A 20259-nucleotide genomic window follows, 5' to 3' on the forward strand; every position below is an offset into this window, starting at 1 on the left:
GTTATATAGACCTATTCAAGAGCGAACACATGGATTCGAACAGATGAATTCGAGGACCCAAACGTTGATGCACAATGAACCACACATGATGGCTGATAAATTCGAGGACGACAGCGACACGTCTGTCATCACCGAAACCAAGCCAAAGACCAAGCGCCCGCCGCTGTATAAGGTCATGTTACTGAACGATGATTTCACGCCGATGGAATTTGTTGTGCTGGTTTTGGAGCGCTTTTTCGGGCTCAATCACGCGCAAGCGTTCGAGATTATGCTGACCGTGCACCAAAAAGGGCTGGCCGTTGTTGGCGTGTTCAGCCACGAGATCGCCGAGACAAAAGTCGCGCAAGTCATGGATTTTGCGCGCCGTCATCAGCATCCTTTGCAATGCACCATGGAAAAAGAAGAATAATTTTATGATTGGCGCACGTTTGCCTCTGGCTCTTGAACAGGGCGGTTTAGCCGTGCCTGAGGGGCGCATTGCCGTTTTCCATCCTGTCGCTGATGCTGATCTTAGTGCCTTGCCGATCAATGACTGCGACGTGATCCAGCCGTTTCGCCCCGTTTACGACGCGTTTGTCGCGCGTGGTTTTAACGCCAATGTGACGCCTGATGGCCGCTATTCGATGGCCGTGGTCTGCCTGCCGCGCGCTAAGGCCGAAGCCCGCACGATCATCGCGATGGCGGCTGCCTGCACTGACGGTCCGATCATCGTTGATGGTCAAAAAACCGATGGCGTCGACAGCTTGTTCAAGGATTTGAAAAAGCGCGCCGATGTGTCTGGCGCAATTTCCAAGGCCCACGGCAAGCTGTTCTGGATCAAGTCGCACGATGGTTTGGCCGATTGGGCCCAAGGCCCTGCATTGACCGATGGTGGGTTTTGGACAGCGCCGGGGGTGTTTTCTGCGGACGGGATTGACCCTGCCTCAGCCCTGTTGGTTGACGCGATGCCGGCGAAATTTGGCAAGAACGTTGCCGACCTTGGCGCCGGCTGGGGGTTTCTGTCTGCGCACATCCTGACGCGGGACGTGAACGTGGTCCACATGGTCGAGGCCGGGCACATGGCGTTGGAATGTGCCAAGCGCAACGTCACGGACGAACGGGTGAAATACCATTGGGCGGACGCGACGACGTGGAAACCCAAAGATCGCATCGACACCGTGGTGATGAATCCGCCGTTCCACACAGGTCGCGCCGCTGAGCCGTCGTTAGGCCAGGCGTTTGTATCGGCCGCTGCGCGCATTCTTACGCCCTCTGGCCAGCTGTGGATGGTGGCCAACCGCCATTTGCCGTACGAAGATGCCCTCGCGGCAAATTTTGCTAAAGTTGTTGATTTGGGTGGTGATAACCGGTTCAAACTGTTCAACGCGGCGCGCCCTTTGCGCAAACGCAGCTAAGGAAGTCTTGCATGTCATTTTCGATCTCTGGCAAAACGGCAATTGTTACGGGTGCTGCGAACGGGATTGGCTTGGCCATTGCGCGCGGATTTGCCGACAAAGGCGCCAATGTCATGTGCGCCGATATGGACGAGGCAAAGCTGAAATCCGAACTCGGCAGTCATCTGGACGAAGGCAACATTCGCCACTTTGCTGGTGACCTGCGCCAACGCCTGACCATAGCCAATCTGATTTCCGCGACCATCGATGCCTTTGATCAGGTCGATATTTTGATCAACGCGTCACGCCAAGTGATGACGACGGATGTTCTGGATGTGGATGACACGTCGGTCGAGGTGCTGCTGGAACAGAACATGATGACCAGCTTGCGCCTGTCGCAGCAGGTCGCCAAACGTATGATCAAACAGTCCAAAGACCGCCCAGAAGGGCAGATCGGGTCCATCGTAAACCTGTCGTCGATTGCAGCCCGTCATTCACGGCCTGAGCTGATGGGCTATTCGATTGCGTCAGCGGCATTGGACCAAATGACACGCTCGATGGCGTTGGCCTTGGCCCCGGAGCGTATTCGTGTGAACGCGGTCGCGTTTGGGTCGGTGATGTCGGCATCGCTTAAGGATGCGATGGTCGAACACAGCGAATGGCGCGAAGAAATCGAAGGGGCGACGCCGCTTGGTCGTATCGCCAGCCCAACCGAGTTGGTCGACGCTGTGCAGTTTCTGGCCTGCGAAGGGTCAGGTTTTATGACCGGCGAAACCGTGACCGTTGATGGTGGGCGTAGCCTTTTGGATCCGATTGTCGCACCCGCGCATTAAGCTCTTTTCAACCGAGCAAAGTTTCGCAACACTTGTGTCATTCAAACAGGACACATGTGACATGACTGACAGCTTTGACACTGAAAAATCCCGCGCCAGCAGCTGGTTTCGCGAACTGCGTGACCAGATCGTTGCGTCGTTCGAAACGCTTGAAAACAATCACGCGACGGGTCCGATGTTTGATGCGGCACCCGGATCGTTTGAAGTGACCGAAACCGAACGCACGTCTGATGACGGCAGCGACGCCGGTGGTGGCCTGATGAGCGTGATGCGCGGTGGCCGTGTTTTTGAAAAAGTCGGGGTCAATATCTCGACCGTCTATGGCACGCTGGGTGAGCGCGCGCAAAACGCCATGGCCGCGCGCAAAGGTATCCCGGGCATGAAGGATGATCCGCGGTTTTGGGCGTCAGGAATTTCACTGGTGGCGCACATGCAAAATCCGCATGCGCCTGCGGTTCACATGAACACACGGATGTTCTGGACCCCGCATGCGTGGTGGTTTGGTGGCGGGTCTGATTTGAACCCGTGCATCGAATATGCGGATGATACGGCGCATTTTCACGCACAGCAAAAGGCGCATTTGGACCCACACGGGGGGGATCTGTACCCAAAGCTAAAGGCGTGGGCGGACGAATATTTCTACATCCCGCACCGCAACCGTGCACGCGGTGTCGGTGGTATCTTCATGGATGACAAATGCACTGGCGATTGGGAAGCGGACTTTGCCCTGACCCAAGACATCGGGCGGGCGTTTTTACCAGCCTATGTGCCGTTGGTCGAAAAACGCCGTGTGCAGGATTGGGACGATGCGGACAAGGATGCGCAGCTGATCCATCGCGGGCTCTATGCTGAATACAACCTCGTTTACGATCGTGGGACCAAGTTTGGTTTGGAAACCGGACATGATGCGAATGCGGTTTTGATGAGCCTGCCGCCATTGGCCAAATGGGTGTGATCTGGTGATACGGCGCTCTTGAGCGCAAGGCTCAAGTCGCCCCGCCCACCATCCCGTGCGGTTTGCGCGCGGGCACCCGTCTGATCTGCATTCCGTGCTTTTGCGCGCCAGAATACCCCAGCTTTTCGTAGAACGCTTTGGCCCCTGTGTCGCGCCCTGTCATCAGCATGATTTTGTAGGCGTTTGCCTGCCATCCGATATCGTGCAGCTGTTGCATGACGGCGCGCATAATCCCGCGTCTTTGGAACTGGGGCAGGGTGACAACGTTTTCGATCACGCCAAAAGGGCGCCCGCCGTTGCCCATGTTCGGAAGAATGTGCAGCGTTGCCATCGCGACAATCTGTTTGTCGATTTCTGCACCCATAACCGTCAAATCATCGCGCGCGGCCATTTGCGCAAAATGCGCGGCGTCTGCGATATCGACGTCCGGGTTCAGGACGTGGCTGAGGTGGATGACGGCGTCCGCGTCGCGTGCCGTCAGCTTGCGGATCGTCGGGATCAGGTGCTGCGCCATCCGGCCTCCACCATGGCTGCGCGGTAGCTGGGCGCGATGTTCATGCGGGCCCCGAGACCCTTTGCGACCAAAACGTCGTGCATCTTTGGCAGTTTCCAGCAGGGCACGTGCATGATCATGTGATGCTCGAGGTGATAGTTGACCCAATAGGGTGCCACGAAGGTACGAGCGATCCAGCCAGCTTGCGTCGTGCGCACGTTCTGGAACGGGTCTTGTGATGTTTCGGTGGCCCCGTGTTCCGCAATGTTGCGCACGCGCAGGACGAATTGGAACCACGTGAGGTAAGGCAGAGCCCAAAACGCAAGGCCCCACCACCATTCGCCGATGAGACCCATGATCAGGATTACAACAAAGAATGTCGCTAGAGATTTGAACAGCTCGGTTGATTTGAACGCTTGTGCGGCGTCGGTTTTCGCGGCGTCCATTGCCTCGTGATCGCCGGCGAGCCGGATAGCGGTTGTGATTTGCGCAATGAACAATTTGACGCCGGTTTGCCCCGTCAGATCCCGCATGAATTTGCGTTTGAGTGATGCATGAGACGTCGGGAATTTTGCAGACAGGGACAGATCAGGATCTTTGTCCGTTTGGGTAAAGCGGTGGTGCGTCAGATGGTAGTGGCGATAGGCGTGCAGTTCAGCCATGATCGGGCGGCCGCACAGCCATTCGCCTGCGAATTCATTCAAAGCGCGGGATTTGAATAGCGCCAGATGCGCGGCCTCGTGCATCAGGATCGCAAGGCCCAGTTGGCGCGATCCGATTAAAGTCACAGCGAGCACAAATGTCAGCGGGCTTGGCCACAGGGCAAACAACGCAAGAGCCAGCGCAATCACACCCCAGCAATGTGCCACCATCCACAGTCCCATCACGTCGGAGCGTGCGGCGAGGGGTCTGATTTCATCGCTGCTGAGGTATGCTTTTCCCGGTGTTGAATAGCGTGTCATGTGGCCTCCTGATGTCAGGATCGGACACATTGGGGCATTTGGTCAAGGTTTACGCGGCGTTCGGGTTTAGCCTAGTGCCAGTCGAAAAAGCCGTCACCGGCACGTCCGAGCAGCTCTTGTGCCAGTGCAATCCCCATCGCTGGACCATCTGCAATTGGCCCACGCTTTTCGCCTTTGATCGCCTCTGATCCATCAGGACGCAGGACCTCGCCACGCAGAAACAGCTGGTCGCCGTCAAGTGTCGCAAGGCCAGCAATTGGGGTTTCGCATGACCCGTCAAGGTGCAGCAAAAATGCGCGTTCAGCAGCGAGCTGGTGGCCCGTCGGCGTGTGGTGAATTTTGCTGAGCATTTCAGCCACAGACGCATCATCTGCGCGTCGCTCGATGCCAATCGCGCCTTGGGCCACGGCTGGCAGCATGTCTTCGGCGTTGATCGGGGTGGCTGGCACGTCATCCATGTTCAGACGGTTCAGACCCGCGCTGGCAAGGAACGTGCATTCGGCCACACCGTCGGCGAGCTTTTTCAGCCGCGTTTGCACGTTGCCACGGAATTCGACCACATTCAGGTCTGGGCGACGGTTCAGCAGCTGGGCTTTGCGCCGCAGCGACGATGTGCCAACAACGGCCCCCTGCGCCAGATCCGCGAGAGCCGACAGGCTGGGCGAAATGAACGCGTCACGCACGTCTTCGCGTGGCAAGTAAGTGTCTAGCAACAAGCCCTCAGGCTGGATTGTCGGCATGTCTTTCATCGAGTGTACAGCGATGTCAATTTTACCTGACAGTAGGTCTTCTTCGATCTCGCGGGTGAACAAACCCTTGCCGCCAATGTCCTTTAGCGGACGATCCTGGATTGCATCGCCCGTCACTTTGATCACGACGATTGCAAAACATTCTTCGGCCAATTCAAGTGCCTGCATCAAACGCGAGCGGGTTTCATAGGCTTGGGCCAGGGCCAAAGGCGACCCACGGGTGCCAATTTTCAGAGGGGAGGCGGGGCAAGGTAAAATCATTGTCATAGCACATGTTTATTGGCGTCAACTTTACTTGACAACCTGTCTTGGCTAGGGATGCTGAGGCAACTGTCCGAAATCAAGAAAAAATAGGCAAACATGGCATCTTCAAAGACAATTCTGCGCGCGCTGGCTGGTGAAACTCTGCCCACTCCTCCGATCTGGATGATGCGGCAAGCGGGGCGGTATTTGCCCGAATACCGCGCAACACGCGCGCAGGCCGGTGATTTCCTAAAGCTGTGCTACAATCCTGAATTGGCGGCCGAAGTCACGTTGCAACCGATCCGCCGTTACGGATTTGATGCGGCGATCCTGTTTGCCGACATCCTGCTGATCCCCCAAGCGTTGGGTGCGGATTTGTGGTTTGTAACCGGCGAAGGGCCGCGGTTGTCCACGATCACAGCGCAGGCAGATTTTGACAAACTGGGGCCGGTGTCTGACATTCACGAGACGCTTAATCCGATCTACGAGACGGTCAAAATCCTTAGCGATGCGCTGCCGTCCGAAACAACGTTGATCGGGTTCGCTGGCGCCCCGTGGACCGTTGCGACCTACATGATCGCGGGCCAAGGCACGCCAGATCAGGGGCCAGCACACGCCTTGCGGATGGAAAACACACCCCTGTTCGAGGCATTGCTGGACCGCATCACCGAGGCGACAATCGACTACCTTTCGATGCAAATCCAAGCCGGCGCCGAAGTCGTCAAAATTTTCGACAGCTGGGCAGGATCGCTCAAGGGCGACGCCTTTTTGAAGTACTCGCTAGAGCCTGCACGCCGAATCACTGCGGCACTAAAGGCCAAGCACCCGAACACGCCGATCATCGGTTTCCCGCGCGAGGCAGGCGATGGCTACATCGGATTCGCCAAGGCCACTGGTGTGGATTGTGTTGCGCTCGATAATTCGGTTTCGGCCGCATGGGCCGCAAAAAACGTGCAGGTTGATGGCTGCGTTCAGGGCAATCTAAAGTCCTCGCATATGGTCACGGGCGGGCAACCTTTGGTCGATGAAACCAAGGCGATCGTCAAAGCGTTTTCGGGTGGGCCGCACATCTTTAACCTTGGTCACGGCATCACACCGGACGCCGACCCGGACAACGTTCAACGCATGATCGACGCAGTGCGCGACGTTTAACGGATTTTGTGGTTGACGACTCCTGCTGGGGCGCATAATTCAGCCACCGAAGGCGCGGTAGCTCAGTTGGTTAGAGCGATCGACTCATAATCGATAGGTCGGGAGTTCAAGTCTCCCCCACGCCACCACTTTCCACCCTCATTGATGACTTGTTACGCGGGTGTTGGAACGTCACCGACATCCTTTGGCACCTTGTAGCCGCGCTGAAACCCCGGACGCGCGGCCAGTTCCAGATACCACCGTTTCACATGCGGGTAGGCGTTGATGTCGACGCGATGCCACTCGAACCGTGACGCCCATGGCCAGATCGCAAAATCAGCGATGCTCAGTTCATCCACGATGTAATCCGAAGTCGCCAAGTGCCGGTCCAGCACGCCGTATAGCCGGTTCGCCTCTGCATGAAATCGCTGTTCCGAATATTCGGATTTGCCCGCGTTGTATTTCAGGAAATGATGCGCTTGCCCCAGCATCGGGCCAAAACCACCCATTTGCCACATCAACCACTGCATCATTTTCCAGTACTGATCCGACCCATAGGCAGGCATGAATTTGCATGATTTCTCAGCCAGATACATCAGGATCGCACCGCTCTCGAACAACTTGGTGTCGCCATCGACCATCGCAGGAATTCGATTGTTTGGGCTGATCTCAAGGAACGCAGGATCGAACTGTTCGTCCTTGCCGATGTCCACGGCAATCGATTCGTATTCCAGCCCCATTTCCTCTAGCGCAATCGACACTTTGCGCCCGTTTGGCGTGGTCCAACTGTACAGCTTGATCATGGCGGCCTCCCTTTTCGCGACCAGCCTGAGGTGCTTTAAGGGCAGGGTCAAGCACAGGAGCATCACATGACCATCACGCGCCATCACACCAATCAACGCATGAGCCAAATTGTTGAACACAACGGCACGATCTATCTGGCGGGCCAAGTCGGCACGATGGATGACACCGTCGCCAATCAAACGCAGCAGTGTCTGGACAAGGTCGATGCGCTGCTGGCCGAAGTCGGCGTTTCAAAAGAGAACGTCTTGCAGACCACGATCTGGTTGGCGGACATGGCTGACTTCGAAGAAATGAATGCCGTCTGGGATGCATGGGTGCCAGCAGGTCACGCGCCGGCCCGTGCCTGCGGCGAAGCAAAACTGGCCCGCCCGGGGTTCACCGTTGAAATCCTGGTGATCGCTGCCAGCTAAAGAAACGCGGGGCGGATGGACTTTGGTCTGACCGTCTCGATTTCTGTCAGGATGTCGATGATCTCTACGTCAAACGCTGCCGCAAGCGCGCCTTTGTACGGAGGAAGATTGGTACATTCCAAAACCAACGTGCGTAACGATTTAGTGGTTTGCGCCCGAACCGTGTCAACGGTTTCGCGCGCGGCTTTGGTGGCGTCCAGTGTGCTGGCATCACCGCCAATAACCGCCCGCAGATGCGCGTCTGTGTTCAGCCCGATAATGCTGCGCACAAACCGCGAATTGCCGCCTAAATGCACGCCGCCCAGACGCGTGGCATCGTACGTCAGGATCGCCGTCGTTTCAGGGTCGTCCAGCCGATCCAGCGCAATCAGCGACGAGCTGAGGAAGGGTCGGTCAATCAGCGCGGCCAGATGCGACTGCCAGTAACTGAGGAACCCGCAAGACGTCACCACCACATCGCCGCGTGCAGCGCGCAGTGCGTCCACGAACGGGGCCACGTCAATTTGATCTGGGCGATCCGTGACAATCCCTGCCACTGACGCGCCGGGAATGCGGATGATCTCGGTCTCGCAATCGTAGCTGTCGGTGCTGCCCACATCCCCCGCAATACGCGGAAAATGTGTGTCGAGTTGCAGAACCGTTACGCCGGGTCGCATGGTGCTAGCTGGGCCCTTGGCGCAGGTTGTTTGGCAGCCACGTGGCTAGTTCCGGCCAGATGACCAAGATCACGACCATCAGCAGCATCAATCCCACCATCGGCAGGGCCACTTTCGAGATGTAGGAAATCTCGTGTTTGGTCATGCCTTGCAGCACAAACAGGTTGAACCCGATGGGCGGTGTGACTTGTGCCATTTCGACTACGACAACGATGAAAATGCCGAACCAGATCACGTCGATCCCTGCTTGGCGGATCATCGGTTCGACAATCGCCATGGTTAGTACGACCGACGAAATGCCATCGAGGAACATGCCGAGGATGATGTAGAACACCGTCAGTGCTGCGATCAAAACGATGGGCGACAGGTTCATTTGGTCGATCCAAGCGGCCAGTGCGCGCGGCAATCCGGTAAAGCCCATGGACTTCGTCAAGAATGCAGCCCCCATCAAAATGAGAGCGATCATAGCTGATGTGCAAACTGCTCCGATCATGCTTTCGCGAAATGCCGTCCACGTTAGGGAGCGCTGAACCGCGGCCAAGATCAAGGCACCGATGACGCCAACGGCTGCGGCTTCGGTTGCTGTTGCCCAGCCAAAATACATCGAGCCAATGACGGTAAATACCAAACAAAGAACGGGGATCAGAAACCGGCTCTCTGCGATCATGCTGCCGAGCGACATACGAGGCTCTGGTGCAGGACGTTGATCGGGTTTCAAGACGTGCCAGAAAACAATGTAGCTGCTAAACAATGTGGCCAAAACTAGGCCCGGAAAAATCCCAGCCATAAACAGTTGAATGATGCTTTCGTTGATCGAGACACCGTAGACGATCAGGGTCAAAGACGGTGGGATCATCAGGCCGAGGGTTGCCGCACCTGCTAGTGTTCCGACAATCATGTATTCGGGATAGCCGCGTTTGCGCAGTTCCGGGATCGACATCTTGCCAACAGTGGTAAGGGTCGCAGCAGATGAGCCGGAGACGGCTGCGAAGATCGTACAGCCAGCAATGTTGGTGTGCAAAAGGCCACCGGGAAGCCAGCGCATCCAAGGTGCTAGCCCACGGAACATGTCTTGGGACAATCGCGTTCGATACAAGATTTCACCCATCCAGATGAACAATGGCAACGCCGTTAGTGTCCAACTGCTGGATGTTGCCCAAATCGGTGGGATCATGTTGCTGCCGACTGGAGGGTTCGTTAATGGCGTGAAAAGCTCGAGCCCGATAGCTGCGACAGCCATCAAAGACAGGCCAACCCAAACTGAGCTTCCCAAGAATGTGAACAGAATGAAGACGAATAAGATTGCTGCGTAGACTTCTGTCATTCGACCATCTCCGAAGATATCGGGCTTTTGCCTTGAACAAGAGTTCTGTACAATGTGTCCCACAACGCGATTGCCAGAATTACTGCTCCAACAGTCATGGGGATCTGTGGAATCCAAACAGGTGTGTAGATCATTTCTGTCGATGCTTTTCCAAGTGTCTCTGCCCAATCGGATGGGTTGCTACCGAGGGCTCTAAGTCCTGCATCGAGCCACATCGGAATGCGGTCTTGATGTTGGGTGCGGTCATTTATCAGTTCTGACTCTACGTTGAACAAATAGGCGTATCGCGCAAAATATGTTGCTATCATTGCGGCCACGAGCGTTGCGAAAACATCAAGCCAGCGATTGAGGAAGGCGTTCACATTCAACCCGATTGAAACGCGGATATGCGAGCCTTTTGTCAATGCATACGCCAGGCCAAAGAAGGACATCGCCGCCATCGCATATCCGGCAAACGCGTTGGTGTCAGGCATGGGGGTACTGCTCCAACGCCCTATCATACCAGCCACAATCAGCCCTAATACGATAATCATAAAGCATGCCGCCACCACGCCACCCGCCACGTAAACCTTGTCCAGAAAACGCCAGATCGGGCGCAGGAATGGCTCGATCCGGTGCCCTGCAAACAGGCAGATCAACCCAAAGACAGTCGGCACTACAAACAACCAAACCCAAAGTGGCAGGCCCATCACGGGCGACCAATCACGCATATTTCTTGTCCTTAAAAACGAAAAAGCCAGCCCCTGTGCAAACACGGGGCTGGCCTAATTTCAGGGTCGCTTAGTTGTTGTAGGCGTCCAGGATAGCTTGGCCTTTTGGACCTGCTGTTTCCAGCCATTCTGCTGTCATTTTTTCGCCAATCGCTTTCAGCTCTGTCAAAAACTCAGGGCCAGCATCTGTCACGGTCATGCCGTTTTTCGCCAGCTCGGCAAAATAGAAATCTGCCAGTTCTTCGGATTTGGCAGCACAGGATGCGCCGGTTTCGTCAGCAGCTTTTTGAACGCCGGCTTTGACGTCATCGGACAGGCCGTCCCATGCTTGGGAATTGACCATCACATAATTGCGCGGCAGCCATGCGTTGACTTTGTAGTAGTGGGACAGGTGTTCCCAAACTTTGCGGTCATAGCCGGTAGACCCGGACGAGATGAACGCGGATGCGACGCCGGTTGCCAAGGCTTGGGATAGTTCTGCGGCTTCGACCTGAACAGGGATCATGCCCAATTCTTCGGCAAAGGTTGCCGTGGCAGAGTTATACGAGCGGAACTTGATGCCTTGGGTGTCGCTGGATGACCCGACTTCTTTGTTGAAGTAGAAACCTTGACCCGGCCATGGGCAAGTGTACAGCGCGACCAAGTTCAGGTCGGCCAGCTGTTCATTCACAGTGTCTTTTGCTGCGGCCCATAGTTTTGTGTTGTCCGCATAGGTTGTCGCGAGGAACGGCAGGTTGTCCCAGCCCAGCAATGGTGCTTCGTTCGCGTGGGCAGACATGAAACGTTCGCCGATTGGCACTTGGCCGGTTTGAACCGCGCGTTTGATGTCGCCACCGCCGAACAGCGACCCGCCCGGGTGAACCGTGATGTCGATCGCGCCGTCGGTGTATTCGCGCACTTTGTCCGCAAAAATCACGCCTTGTTCAGAATGAAAGTTGGTTGCTGAATAGGCCATCGGCATGTCCCATTTTTGCGCGTGCCCGTCGGCGAATGCAGCGCCTGCCGTCATTGCGACCGTGCAGGCCAATGCTGTCATCGTTTTCATTTTCGTTCTCCCGGTTGTGTGCGCTAGCGCGCTTTATGTTTGTTCGGATCGAAGGGTGCCAAATCTATGTTCGGCGTTTTCCCGACGATCAGGTCCGCAATGATCCGACCCGTTTTAGCACTACCTGTCAAGCCAACGTGTTGATGTCCAAAGGCAGAATAGCTTTTGCCGCCGCTGTCATTTGCACCGATCAGCGGCAGTGAATCCGCAGGGGCAGGGCGGCGGCCCATCCATTCCACGACGTCGTCATAAGTCACGTCAGGCAGCAATTGCGCGACCTGGCGGCGCAATAAATCCAGCGGCGCGCGACTGGCAGGGGCCTTGAGTCCGCCAAATTCGATGACACCGGCGGCGCGAATGCGACCATCCATCGGCGTGATCACAAACTTGCCCGCCGCGACCATCATCGGGTTTTTGGGATAGGTTGACGGGTTCACCAGCTCGATGTGATAGCCACGCTCGCTCTCGAGCGGGACTTTGACACCCAGCTTGTGCGCGATCTGTTTGGACCACGGGCCCATAGCCAGCAAAATGTGGTCGGCGGACATTTCGCCCTGATCCGTGGACAAGCTGGCAATCTCGCCGTTTTTCAGCGTGATATCGTTGATGTCGGTCTTTATGAACGTACCGCCGTTGGCCACAAAGTGATCGGCAAGCGCGCGCACATATTCGCCCGGATCGCTGATGCGCCCGTGTTCATGGCAGCGCACGACGGTTTCGAATTGCCCGTCAAATGCCGGATCATCGCGACTGTGTTCTGCGCCTGAAATGACAGTGTGTTTGACGCCCTGCACTTTGCGTTTTGACCAACCGTAGCTGTCGGCCTCGAACATGGCGTGGGTTTGGTAGCCAAAACAGTAATCCTCGTGCGAAATATATTTTTCAGCGCCTGTTCCTGCGGCAAGGCTTTGGTGCTGATCGACGCTGTCATGCAAAAGCGTCGCCATGGATTTGGCATAATAGTTCACATGTGCGTCGGTGTTGTGTGCCAGATATTTCATCAAAAACGGCAGTAGACGCGGTAAATATGACCAGTTCAAAAACAACGGCGCATCGCGGTTAAACAGCATCGACGGGGCCTTGCGCAGCAATCCCGGAACGGTGATCGGAACCACGGCACCGGCGGCTAAAACGCCTGCGTTTCCGTGGCTTGTCCCGTTTCCCGGTGCTGTTCGATCGACCAAAGTCACTTGGCATCCGGCCCGCTGAAGCCAAATGGCCGACGCGACACCAACGATGCCCGCCCCTGCAATTAACACATGTTTCATGACGCAAATGACTGGCATGCAACCGAAGCTTTGGCAACACACCAACAGAGGGCGCGTGCGAGTTCTCTTATTAAGCGAAGATACAATATCGCCGTTTGCAGTTACAAAAAACTGTGCAAGGCTGAGAATCTGAAACATGAAATTGCGGGTGACAACCACCAAACCGTGCAATAGCAATTCGAATATAAGGATCGGCGTGGCACGTTTTTGACCATGCCGGACGCAATCGGGAGGAAGACTATGACGCTTTCGCGTAAGACATTTTTGAACATGGCGGGTGCTGCGGCCCTTGCCTTTGGTTTCAACGCGGCCCCTGTGGCTGCCCAAGATGTGACACTGTCGCTGCACCAATTCTTGCCGCCACAAGCCAACGTGCCAAAGCTGGTGCTGGACGTTTGGGCAAACAACGTGATGGAAGCATCAGATGGTCGCATCAAGATCGACAGCTATCCGTCCATGCAACTGGGTGGTAAACCACCAGAATTGATGGACCAAGCGATCGACGGTGTGGCTGACATTGTCTGGACCGTTGTGGGCTACACCCCTGGTCGCTACCCATCTACCGAAGTGTTCGAACTGCCGTTCATGATGCCTGATGCAGGTGCTGGTGCCGTAAGCCGCGCGTATTGGGAAATGTTCGAGACGCACATGAAGGACACGGAATTCAAAGACGTGCACATCCTTGGCACGTGGGTTCACGGCCCCGGCATGATCCACTCAAACAAAGAAGTGAAAACGCCAGCCGACATGGCGGGTCTGAAAATTCGCGGCGGCTCGCGCTCTGTGAACAGCCTGCTGTCCAAACTGGGCGCGACGCCTGTTGGCATGCCAGTGCCTGCGGTTCCTGAGGGTCTGTCCAAAGGCGTGATCGACGGCACCACAATCCCATGGGAAGTGACCGCCGCGTTGAAAGTGCCAGAGCTGGTCGGCAACCACACCGAGTTTGACGGCGTGTCGCTGTACACTCTGACCTTTGTTCTGGCGATGAACAAAGACAAATACGAAAGCCTGCCTGCAGATCTGCAAAAGGTGATCGATGACAATTCCGGTCTGGAATTCTCTGTCTTTGCCGGCACAACGCAACAAGCATCTGATGGCCCTGCGCGTCAAAAAGCTGTTGATCGTGGCAACAACATCGTCACCGTTTCGGGTGCAGATGTTGATGCATGGCGCGCTGCTGCACAGCCAATCTATGACGACTGGGTTGCTGACATGAACGCCAAAGGCAAAGACGGTCAGGCGTTGATCGACGAAGCCCGCGCATTGATCGCAAAATACTCCGAATAAGACGTCGGACATGATGATGGGCCGTGGCGTGACTGCGCCGCGGCCCTTTTGATACTCAAACAGGACCGTTCACATGCACAACTTGATCCAATGGCTCGCCCGCGCTTCTGCTTTGATGGGTGGTTTGGTTCTGGTCGCTTTAATTGTGCTGATGACCACGTCCATCACGATGCGCGCGCTGAACCTAGGCGAAGTGAATGGCGCATACGAAATTCTTGAGGCCGGCGTGGGTTTTGCCATCTTTGCCTTTTTCCCGATCTGCCAGTTTCATGGCGCGCATGCGACGGTGGATGTGTTCACCTCTGCGCTGCCAGCCCGGTTTAACCGCATTCTGATCGCAATTTGGGAAGTCGTGCTAACGGCCGCGATAATCTTTATCGCCTTTCGCCTTTATGCGGGGATGGAGCGGTATCTGGGCAACGGCGAAACCACGTTATTTCTGCAATTCCCCGTTTGGTGGGGCTACGCTGCGTCGATGATCGGGGCCAGCGCCGCTTCGGTCACCGGCCTTTACTGCTCTGTGTCGCGCATCCGCGAAAGCGTCACAGGTCACTCCATTTTGCCGGTCGGCTAAGGGTAAATTCATGAGCACGTTTCTCGATCTTCTTCCCTTTGCGGATATGAGCCGGCTGGCGCTGGGCTTTTGGTCCTTCGCCGTTTTGCTGGGGATGATATTCCTGCGCGCGCCCATCGGGTTGGCGATGTTGCTCTGCGGTTTTGGCGGCTGGTATTATGCGATGAACGGCAACCCGGGCCCACTGCTGGGCAAGCTGAAATCAGAAACCTACACGACGTTTTCCAGTTACAGCCTGACGGTCATTCCAATGTTCTTGCTGATGGGGCAATTCGCGATGGTTTCGGGGCTGTCCAAAGCATTGTTCAAAGCCGCCGAAGCCTTTCTTGGGCACTTGCGCGGTGGGGTTGCGATGGCTGCAGTGGGGGCCTGCGCCGGCTTTGGCGCAATCTGCGGATCGTCTCTGGCGACGGCCGCAACCATGGGCAAAGTCGCCCTGCCAGAGCTGCGCCGCTACGGATACGCTGGCGGATTTTCATCGGCCACTTTGGCGGCGGGCGGCACGCTTGGCATCCTGATCCCCCCGTCGGTGATCTTGATCATCTACGCGCAACTGGCCGAACAAAACATCGCAAAGCTGTTCCTCGCCGCCTTCATTCCCGGCATTCTGGCGGCCCTTGGTTACATGATCGTGATCTCGGTTTACGTGCGCCTGTACCCCGATGCGGCTGGCACCCGCCCTGCGGTTCCTATGGCGGAACGGATCAAAGCGCTGGGCGAAACATGGCCGGTTTTGCTGATCTTTGGCCTTGTCGTAGGCGGCATTTACGCGGGCTGGTTTTCACCTACAGAAGGCGCGGCAATCGGCGCGGCAGGCACTGGAATCGTGGCGCTGATTTCAGGCAATCTTGGCTGGGCCAACTTTCGTGACAGTTTGATCGGCACTGCCAAAACCACGGCGATGATTTATTTCATCATCCTCGGCGCTAGCTTTTTCAACGGCTTCCTTGCCTTGTCCGGTGTGCCGCAATTTCTCGCTGAATTTGTCACTAGCAAAGGGCTAAGCCCGTGGTTGGTCTTGGCGATCATCCTTGGATTTTATCTCGTTTTTGGCTGCGTGATGGACAGCCTGTCGATGATCCTTTTAACGGTTCCAATCTTTTTCCCGATCATCTCGGTGATGGATTTCGGCATGTCGCCAGAGCACCTGGCGATCTGGTTCGGTATCCTTGTTTTGATCGTGGTCGAGGTCGGCTTGATCACGCCACCCGTGGGCATGAACCTGTTCATCATAGGCGCGATGGACCGCGAAACGCCGATGACGGACACCTACAAAGCGGTGCTGTTTTTTGTCGGTTCAGACATTTTGCGCGTCATCCTTTTGGTGCTTTTCCCGATCATCACCATCGGCCCGCTGATGTTGCTTCCCTAAGATTTTCATTGCCGCGTCATTAAGAAGTGTGTTCAGATAGTTTTGCCGCATAACTATTATGCAGCACAGCTTTAAGGATGCAGCATGGGCCAATTCATCGACGTGACACAGGACGGGCCAGTCACGGTTCTGACGATCAATCGCCCAGACAAACGCAACGCGATGTCCGACGGGTTGCTGGCTGAAATCGACGGGTTTTTCCAAGCGCCCCCAGACGGTACGCGCGTTGTCGTGATCACCGGGCGCGGCGGGCACTATTGTGCAGGGCTTGATCTGTCTGAGCATCAAAATCGTGACGCCGAAGCGACAATGCACCACTCGCGCAACTGGCACGCGGTGATGGACCGCATCCAGACGGGCGGCTTGCCCGTTGTGTCCGCAATGAGCGGCGCAGTGATCGGTGGCGGACTAGAACTGGCGACCTCGACCCATGTGCGCATTGCCGAACCGTCGTGTATTTTTCAGTTGCCCGAGGGGCGTCGCGGCATCTTTGTTGGCGGCGGTGCGACCGTGCGTGTGGCGCGCATCATCGGACCGGACCGGATGACCGAAATGATGCTGACGGGTCGTAAATATGGAACCGAAGATGCGGTCGCGATGGGGCTTGCGCATTATTCCGTGGGCGAAGGTGAAAGCCTGCCCAAGGCCATGGAAATCGCCCATCAGATCGCCGGCAACGCGGCGTTGTCCAACTACATGATGATCCAAGGGATTGCGCGCATTAACGACATGGCCCGCTCGGACGGATTGTTCGTAGAAAGCCTGTGCGCGGCCTTGTCTCAAACCAGTCCTGATGCGCTGGAAGGACTGGCTGCTTTCCTCGAAAAACGTCCGCCGCAGTTTCGTTGATGGGCACGACTGGCGCAATTACCGACGCATCGCTGCGGGCCTTTGTCGGGTACGACATGAAGCGGGCGTTCAACGCCTTGCAGGCTGACCTGTCCCGAACATTGATGCCGTTTGGCCTGCGGATGATGACTTTTTCGGCCCTGTCTTTGGTCATTGAAAACCCGGGCCTGCGCCCGTCGCAATTGGCGACGGTTTTGACGATTGAACGCGCTAATCTGGTGGTGATTGTGGACGAGCTTGAACAACGTGGCCTGCTGACGCGCACGCCCAGCACCACGGATCGGCGCGCGCACGCGTTGCATGTCACAGACCAAGGCCAAAGCCTGTACACAAAGGCCAACCGCGCCGTTGCTGAGCATGACGCGCGCATGATCGCGGGTGTCGCGCGCGATGTGCAGCCGCAGCTAAAAGACGCCCTTCGCCAGATTGAAAGCAGCGCAAGACAGGATGACGTATGACCGATCATTTGCATCTTAAGGCGCACTCTGTTCACCGCGAAGATCGCGCAGACGGGTCCATCATTCTGAACGCAGGGTTCGAACACGGACCTGTCGCGCCCAACACGGGAACTTGGCTGCACCAGTGGGCCCTTGCGACGCCGGATCAAATCCTGATTGCGCAACGATCAGGTGCGGGGTGGCAATCTGAAACCTACGCCAGCGTTTTGCAAAAAGTACGACGTATCGCGGGTGCGCTGATTGCGCGGGGATTGGGGGCCGACACGCGCATCATGATCCTGTCTGGCAACGGCATTGATCACGCGCTCTTGTCCCTTGCGGCGCAATACGTCGGCATCCCGAGCGTGCCGGTGGCCGAGCAATATTCGCTGATCCCTGCGGCCCATGGCCGGTTGAAACATATCGCTGATCTGGTGCGACCCCAACTGGTTTTTGCATCTGATGGAACTGCGTATGCCGACGCGATCAAGCTGGTGGGATGTGACGCGGTTTGCACAGATCCAGGTGTTTCAAATGCCACGTCTTTTGCGGATTTTATGGCCGGATCAGAGGACGGAGTCGATGCGGCACATGCACTTGTGAATGCCGCCACCGTGGCCAAAATTTTGATGACGTCGGGCTCCACTTCCGACCCCAAAGGCGTGCTGACGACCCAAGGCATGATGTGCACAAATCAAGCGCAATTGGCCGCCTGCCTGCCGTTCTTGACGACCCGCCCTCCGATTTTGGTCGACTGGTTGCCATGGAACCACGTGTTCGGCGGGTCGCACAATTTCAACATGGCGCTGGCCAACGGCGGCAGTCTGTACATCGATGACGGCAAGCCGATTCCAGCCATGTTCGGGCGCACGCTTGAGAACCTTGGCAAAGTGTCGGGGACGTTGTCCTTCAACGTCCCGGTCGGGTTTGCGCAACTGGTGCAAGCGATGGAAAATGATGCGGCCCTGCGCCAAAGCTATTTCTCCAAACTCGACATGATTTTCTATGCGGGCGCATCGCTGCCTCAAGACACGTGGGACGCGCTGGAACGCATGGCGCTGGACACGTGTGGGCGGCTGCCGTTGATCACGTCGTCATGGGGATTGACCGAAACCGCCCCCGCCGCGCTGTTGCAATACCAACCTGCGACGGGCGCAGGCATGGTCGGCGTGCCGGTGCCGGGCGTGCAGGTCAAACTGATCCCGGATACGGACAATCGGTGCGAAGTGCGCGTGAAAGGCGCCAGCATCATGACTGGCTACTTTGAAAACCCTGTCAAAACCGCTGAGGCATTTGACGAAGAGGGATATTTTCGAACCGGCGACGCAATGCGTTTTGTCGATGAATATGACCCCAGCCAAGGCCTGCGGTTCGAGGGGCGTATTTCAGAAGAATTCAAATTGCAAACCGGCACTTGGGTGCATGCCGCGAACTTGCGTCTTGCGACGCTTTTGGCCCTTGCACCTTGGGCGCAGGATGTTGTGATCACCGGGGCAGGGCGCGCAGAACTGGGCGTTTTGATTGTCCCGAACATGGCGCATTTGGCAGCGCTGGATTTGCAGCCTGCCGTTGATGCCGGTGCATTGACCGATCCGGTGATGATGGCTGCGATTAGCGAAAAACTGGCGATCTTTTCGGAGCGCGCAACAGGAAGCGCGACACGCATTGCGCGGGCGTTGGTGATGGCCGATCCACCGTCGATGGGCGTGGGCGAGGCCACGGCCAAAGGCAATATCAACTTTGCCAAATTGCTATCAAACCGCGCCGATCTGTTAGAACGTCTGTATTCAAATGATCCTGCAACCATAGTGGTAGATGCCAAATGATCGACCTAGAAAAAATCCGCGCAATCGATTTCCACACCCACGCCGAAGAACCTTGCGGATGCCACGGTGACGATGGGTATGACGATCTGCAAACGACGATGGCCGAGTATTTTCGCGCCCCTTGGAAGCATCCTCCGACTGTGCCGGAAACTGCCGCACACTACCGCGCGCAAAACATTGCGGCCGTAATTTTTCCTGTCGATTCAGAACGCGAGACTGGCTATCGACGTTATGCCAACGAAGAGGTCGCTGAGATCGCTGCAGAAAACAGCGATGTGTTGATCCCGTTTGCATCCATCGATCCGCACAAAGGCAAGATGGGACAGCGCGAGGCCCGCCGCTTGATCAAAGATTATGGCATCAAGGGGTTCAAATTTCACCCGACGATGCAAGGGTTCTACCCCAACGACCGCATGGCCTACGGCCTGTACGAAGCTATTGCCGAAGAAGGTGGCATCGCGCTGTTTCATACCGGCCAAACGGGTGTAGGATCCGGCATGCCCGGCGGCAACGGGATGCGTCTGAAGTTTTCGAATCCGATGTACATGGATGACGTCGCTGTTGATTTTCCAGAGATGAAAATCGTGCTCGCCCACCCTAGTTTTCCTTGGCAAGAAGAGGCGCTTGCCGTCGCGCAACACAAACCGAATGTCTACATTGATCTGTCGGGTTGGTCGCCGAAATACTTCCCGGACATCCTTGTGCGGTACTGCAATTCGATCCTGCGCAAAAAGGTTTTGTTCGGCTCGGACTGGCCGATGATCACGCCTGAACGCTGGCTGTCTGATTTCGACAAAATTGCAATCAAGGATGAATTGCGCCCTGACATCATCAAAGGGAATGCCGCGCGACTGCTGGGTCTGGGGTGATGCGTTAAAGTGCAGATTGGCGTGGTCAGGGTTGCGACAATCTGTCCAAGGTGCAGGATAAAGCACTGAAATTGCCTTGTCGGAGGGAG

The 20259-nt window shown here is 56.3% G+C and carries 22 protein-coding genes and 1 tRNA gene; 14 read left to right on the plus strand and 9 right to left on the minus strand.

The genetic code is table 11. The features are described 5' to 3' along the window. Positions 1 to 67 precede the first annotated feature (67 nt). From clpS to hemF, 4 genes are all read left to right on the plus strand, one after another. Positions 68 to 409, plus strand: coding sequence for an ATP-dependent Clp protease adapter ClpS (clpS, locus tag ACFIO0_RS19685; RefSeq protein ID WP_390912096.1), 342 nt, complete (start codon positions 68 to 70; stop codon positions 407 to 409). Between the two features lie 4 nt (positions 410 to 413). Beyond that, on the plus strand, positions 414 to 1394 hold the full coding sequence (locus ACFIO0_RS19690) for a methyltransferase (protein ID WP_390912097.1): 981 nt from the start codon (positions 414 to 416) through the stop codon (positions 1392 to 1394). Positions 1395 to 1405: 11 nt separating this feature from the next. Continuing rightward, the gene (locus ACFIO0_RS19695) at positions 1406 to 2206 is read left to right on the plus strand and encodes an SDR family oxidoreductase (RefSeq protein WP_390912098.1); all 801 of its coding nucleotides are present in this window, start codon (positions 1406 to 1408) and stop codon (positions 2204 to 2206) included. Positions 2207 to 2267: 61 nt separating this feature from the next. Then, positions 2268 to 3161, plus strand: a complete 894-nt coding sequence (gene hemF / locus ACFIO0_RS19700) for an oxygen-dependent coproporphyrinogen oxidase (RefSeq protein WP_390912099.1) — start codon at positions 2268 to 2270, stop codon at positions 3159 to 3161. A gap of 31 nt (positions 3162 to 3192) precedes the next feature. Here the strand turns inward: hemF and ACFIO0_RS19705 are convergent, their stop codons facing one another. From ACFIO0_RS19705 to hemC, 3 genes are all read right to left on the minus strand, one after another. Continuing rightward, complete coding sequence (locus tag ACFIO0_RS19705) at positions 3193 to 3675, minus strand: GNAT family N-acetyltransferase (RefSeq protein WP_390912100.1); 483 nt, start codon at positions 3673 to 3675, stop codon at positions 3193 to 3195. Continuing rightward, positions 3660 to 4616 carry a fatty acid desaturase gene (locus ACFIO0_RS19710; RefSeq protein ID WP_390912101.1) on the minus strand — a complete coding sequence of 319 codons (957 nt, stop codon included), beginning with the start codon at positions 4614 to 4616 and terminating at the stop codon, positions 3660 to 3662. Before ACFIO0_RS19710 ends, ACFIO0_RS19705 begins: the two co-directional genes overlap by 16 nt. 71 nt (positions 4617 to 4687) lie before the next feature. Then, positions 4688 to 5632, minus strand: a complete 945-nt coding sequence (gene hemC, locus ACFIO0_RS19715) for a hydroxymethylbilane synthase (RefSeq protein WP_390912102.1) — start codon at positions 5630 to 5632, stop codon at positions 4688 to 4690. A gap of 93 nt (positions 5633 to 5725) precedes the next feature. Between hemC and hemE the strand changes: the two genes are divergently transcribed. Together hemE and ACFIO0_RS19725 are read left to right on the plus strand one after the other, a co-directional pair. Continuing rightward, entirely contained in the window at positions 5726 to 6760 is a 1035-nt protein-coding gene (gene hemE, locus ACFIO0_RS19720) for a uroporphyrinogen decarboxylase (RefSeq protein WP_390912103.1), read from the plus strand. A 51-nt stretch (positions 6761 to 6811) separates the two neighbouring features. Beyond that, positions 6812 to 6888 (plus strand) — tRNA-Met (locus tag ACFIO0_RS19725). A 24-nt stretch (positions 6889 to 6912) separates the two neighbouring features. Here the strand turns inward: ACFIO0_RS19725 and ACFIO0_RS19730 are convergent. After that, on the minus strand, positions 6913 to 7542 hold the full coding sequence (locus ACFIO0_RS19730) for a glutathione S-transferase N-terminal domain-containing protein (protein WP_390912104.1): 630 nt from the start codon (positions 7540 to 7542) through the stop codon (positions 6913 to 6915). Positions 7543 to 7608: 66 nt separating this feature from the next. On the opposite strand from ACFIO0_RS19730, the gene ACFIO0_RS19735 reads away from it, so the two are divergent. Beyond that, complete coding sequence (locus tag ACFIO0_RS19735) at positions 7609 to 7953, plus strand: Rid family hydrolase (RefSeq protein WP_390912105.1); 345 nt, start codon at positions 7609 to 7611, stop codon at positions 7951 to 7953. On the opposite strand, the gene ACFIO0_RS19740 is transcribed toward ACFIO0_RS19735, so the two are convergent. The 5 genes from ACFIO0_RS19740 to ACFIO0_RS19760 are packed head-to-tail and all read right to left on the minus strand — an operon-like array spanning position 7950 to position 12956. After that, positions 7950 to 8609, minus strand: a complete 660-nt coding sequence (locus ACFIO0_RS19740) for a hypothetical protein (RefSeq protein ID WP_390912106.1) — start codon at positions 8607 to 8609, stop codon at positions 7950 to 7952. The two genes, ACFIO0_RS19735 and ACFIO0_RS19740, sit on opposite strands and share 4 nt — an antisense overlap. Positions 8610 to 8613: 4 nt before the next feature. Further along, positions 8614 to 9933: a TRAP transporter large permease subunit gene (locus ACFIO0_RS19745; RefSeq protein ID WP_390912107.1), complete on the minus strand. Its 1320-nt coding sequence runs from the start codon at positions 9931 to 9933 to the stop codon at positions 8614 to 8616. Continuing rightward, positions 9930 to 10688 (minus strand): TRAP transporter small permease subunit, encoded by a 759-nt coding sequence (locus tag ACFIO0_RS19750; RefSeq protein ID WP_390912108.1) that lies wholly within the window; start codon positions 10686 to 10688, stop codon positions 9930 to 9932. Before ACFIO0_RS19750 ends, ACFIO0_RS19745 begins: the two co-directional genes overlap by 4 nt. A gap of 25 nt (positions 10689 to 10713) precedes the next feature. Beyond that, entirely contained in the window at positions 10714 to 11688 is a 975-nt protein-coding gene (locus tag ACFIO0_RS19755; protein WP_390912109.1) for a TRAP transporter substrate-binding protein DctP, read from the minus strand. A gap of 23 nt (positions 11689 to 11711) precedes the next feature. Further along, positions 11712 to 12956, minus strand: coding sequence for an FAD-dependent oxidoreductase (locus ACFIO0_RS19760; RefSeq protein ID WP_390912110.1), 1245 nt, complete (start codon positions 12954 to 12956; stop codon positions 11712 to 11714). Positions 12957 to 13196: 240 nt separating this feature from the next. Between ACFIO0_RS19760 and ACFIO0_RS19765 the strand changes: the two genes are divergently transcribed. The 7 genes from ACFIO0_RS19765 (at position 13197) to ACFIO0_RS19795 (ending at position 20170) form a co-directional block, all read left to right on the plus strand. Next, the gene (locus tag ACFIO0_RS19765) at positions 13197 to 14243 is read left to right on the plus strand and encodes a TRAP transporter substrate-binding protein DctP (RefSeq protein WP_390912111.1); all 1047 of its coding nucleotides are present in this window, start codon (positions 13197 to 13199) and stop codon (positions 14241 to 14243) included. 73 nt (positions 14244 to 14316) lie between these two features. Beyond that, a complete protein-coding gene (locus tag ACFIO0_RS19770; RefSeq protein WP_390912112.1) occupies positions 14317 to 14817 on the plus strand; it encodes a TRAP transporter small permease subunit in 501 nt (166 codons plus the stop codon). 46 nt (positions 14818 to 14863) lie between these two features. After that, on the plus strand, positions 14864 to 16189 hold the full coding sequence (locus ACFIO0_RS19775) for a TRAP transporter large permease subunit (protein ID WP_390915374.1): 1326 nt from the start codon (positions 14864 to 14866) through the stop codon (positions 16187 to 16189). A gap of 84 nt (positions 16190 to 16273) precedes the next feature. Beyond that, positions 16274 to 17038 carry a crotonase/enoyl-CoA hydratase family protein gene (locus tag ACFIO0_RS19780; RefSeq protein WP_390912113.1) on the plus strand — a complete coding sequence of 255 codons (765 nt, stop codon included), beginning with the start codon at positions 16274 to 16276 and terminating at the stop codon, positions 17036 to 17038. Further along, positions 17038 to 17496: a MarR family transcriptional regulator gene (locus ACFIO0_RS19785; protein ID WP_390912114.1), complete on the plus strand. Its 459-nt coding sequence runs from the start codon at positions 17038 to 17040 to the stop codon at positions 17494 to 17496. The genes ACFIO0_RS19780 and ACFIO0_RS19785 overlap by 1 nt, the downstream gene beginning before the upstream one ends. Continuing rightward, the gene (locus tag ACFIO0_RS19790; protein WP_390912115.1) at positions 17493 to 19301 is read left to right on the plus strand and encodes an AMP-binding protein; all 1809 of its coding nucleotides are present in this window, start codon (positions 17493 to 17495) and stop codon (positions 19299 to 19301) included. Before ACFIO0_RS19785 ends, ACFIO0_RS19790 begins: the two co-directional genes overlap by 4 nt. Next, complete coding sequence (locus ACFIO0_RS19795) at positions 19298 to 20170, plus strand: amidohydrolase family protein (protein ID WP_390912116.1); 873 nt, start codon at positions 19298 to 19300, stop codon at positions 20168 to 20170. Before ACFIO0_RS19790 ends, ACFIO0_RS19795 begins: the two co-directional genes overlap by 4 nt. Positions 20171 to 20259: the final 89 nt, after the last annotated feature.

The sequence above is a fragment of the Pseudosulfitobacter sp. SM2401 genome (assembly GCF_042932805.1).
Taxonomy (GTDB): Bacteria; Pseudomonadota; Alphaproteobacteria; order Rhodobacterales; family Rhodobacteraceae; genus Ascidiaceihabitans.

Excerpts from the sequence above, each read along its gene's own strand:
- clpS (WP_390912096.1), top strand. The coding sequence starts at position 68 with ATGCACAATGAACCACACATGATGGCTGATAAATTCGAGGACGACAGC.
- ACFIO0_RS19690 (WP_390912097.1), top strand. The coding sequence starts at position 414 with ATGATTGGCGCACGTTTGCCTCTGGCTCTTGAACAGGGCGGTTTAGCC.
- ACFIO0_RS19695 (WP_390912098.1), top strand. The coding sequence starts at position 1,406 with ATGTCATTTTCGATCTCTGGCAAAACGGCAATTGTTACGGGTGCTGCG.
- hemF (WP_390912099.1), top strand. The coding sequence starts at position 2,268 with ATGACTGACAGCTTTGACACTGAAAAATCCCGCGCCAGCAGCTGGTTT.
- ACFIO0_RS19705 (WP_390912100.1), bottom strand. The coding sequence starts at position 3,675 with ATGGCGCAGCACCTGATCCCGACGATCCGCAAGCTGACGGCACGCGAC.
- ACFIO0_RS19710 (WP_390912101.1), bottom strand. The coding sequence starts at position 4,616 with ATGACACGCTATTCAACACCGGGAAAAGCATACCTCAGCAGCGATGAA.
- hemC (WP_390912102.1), bottom strand. The coding sequence starts at position 5,632 with ATGACAATGATTTTACCTTGCCCCGCCTCCCCTCTGAAAATTGGCACC.
- hemE (WP_390912103.1), top strand. The coding sequence starts at position 5,726 with ATGGCATCTTCAAAGACAATTCTGCGCGCGCTGGCTGGTGAAACTCTG.
- ACFIO0_RS19730 (WP_390912104.1), bottom strand. The coding sequence starts at position 7,542 with ATGATCAAGCTGTACAGTTGGACCACGCCAAACGGGCGCAAAGTGTCG.
- ACFIO0_RS19735 (WP_390912105.1), top strand. The coding sequence starts at position 7,609 with ATGACCATCACGCGCCATCACACCAATCAACGCATGAGCCAAATTGTT.
- ACFIO0_RS19740 (WP_390912106.1), bottom strand. The coding sequence starts at position 8,609 with ATGCGACCCGGCGTAACGGTTCTGCAACTCGACACACATTTTCCGCGT.
- ACFIO0_RS19745 (WP_390912107.1), bottom strand. The coding sequence starts at position 9,933 with ATGACAGAAGTCTACGCAGCAATCTTATTCGTCTTCATTCTGTTCACA.
- ACFIO0_RS19755 (WP_390912109.1), bottom strand. The coding sequence starts at position 11,688 with ATGAAAACGATGACAGCATTGGCCTGCACGGTCGCAATGACGGCAGGC.
- ACFIO0_RS19760 (WP_390912110.1), bottom strand. The coding sequence starts at position 12,956 with ATGAAACATGTGTTAATTGCAGGGGCGGGCATCGTTGGTGTCGCGTCG.
- ACFIO0_RS19765 (WP_390912111.1), top strand. The coding sequence starts at position 13,197 with ATGACGCTTTCGCGTAAGACATTTTTGAACATGGCGGGTGCTGCGGCC.
- ACFIO0_RS19770 (WP_390912112.1), top strand. The coding sequence starts at position 14,317 with ATGCACAACTTGATCCAATGGCTCGCCCGCGCTTCTGCTTTGATGGGT.
- ACFIO0_RS19775 (WP_390915374.1), top strand. The coding sequence starts at position 14,864 with ATGAGCCGGCTGGCGCTGGGCTTTTGGTCCTTCGCCGTTTTGCTGGGG.
- ACFIO0_RS19780 (WP_390912113.1), top strand. The coding sequence starts at position 16,274 with ATGGGCCAATTCATCGACGTGACACAGGACGGGCCAGTCACGGTTCTG.
- ACFIO0_RS19785 (WP_390912114.1), top strand. The coding sequence starts at position 17,038 with ATGGGCACGACTGGCGCAATTACCGACGCATCGCTGCGGGCCTTTGTC.
- ACFIO0_RS19790 (WP_390912115.1), top strand. The coding sequence starts at position 17,493 with ATGACCGATCATTTGCATCTTAAGGCGCACTCTGTTCACCGCGAAGAT.
- ACFIO0_RS19795 (WP_390912116.1), top strand. The coding sequence starts at position 19,298 with ATGATCGACCTAGAAAAAATCCGCGCAATCGATTTCCACACCCACGCC.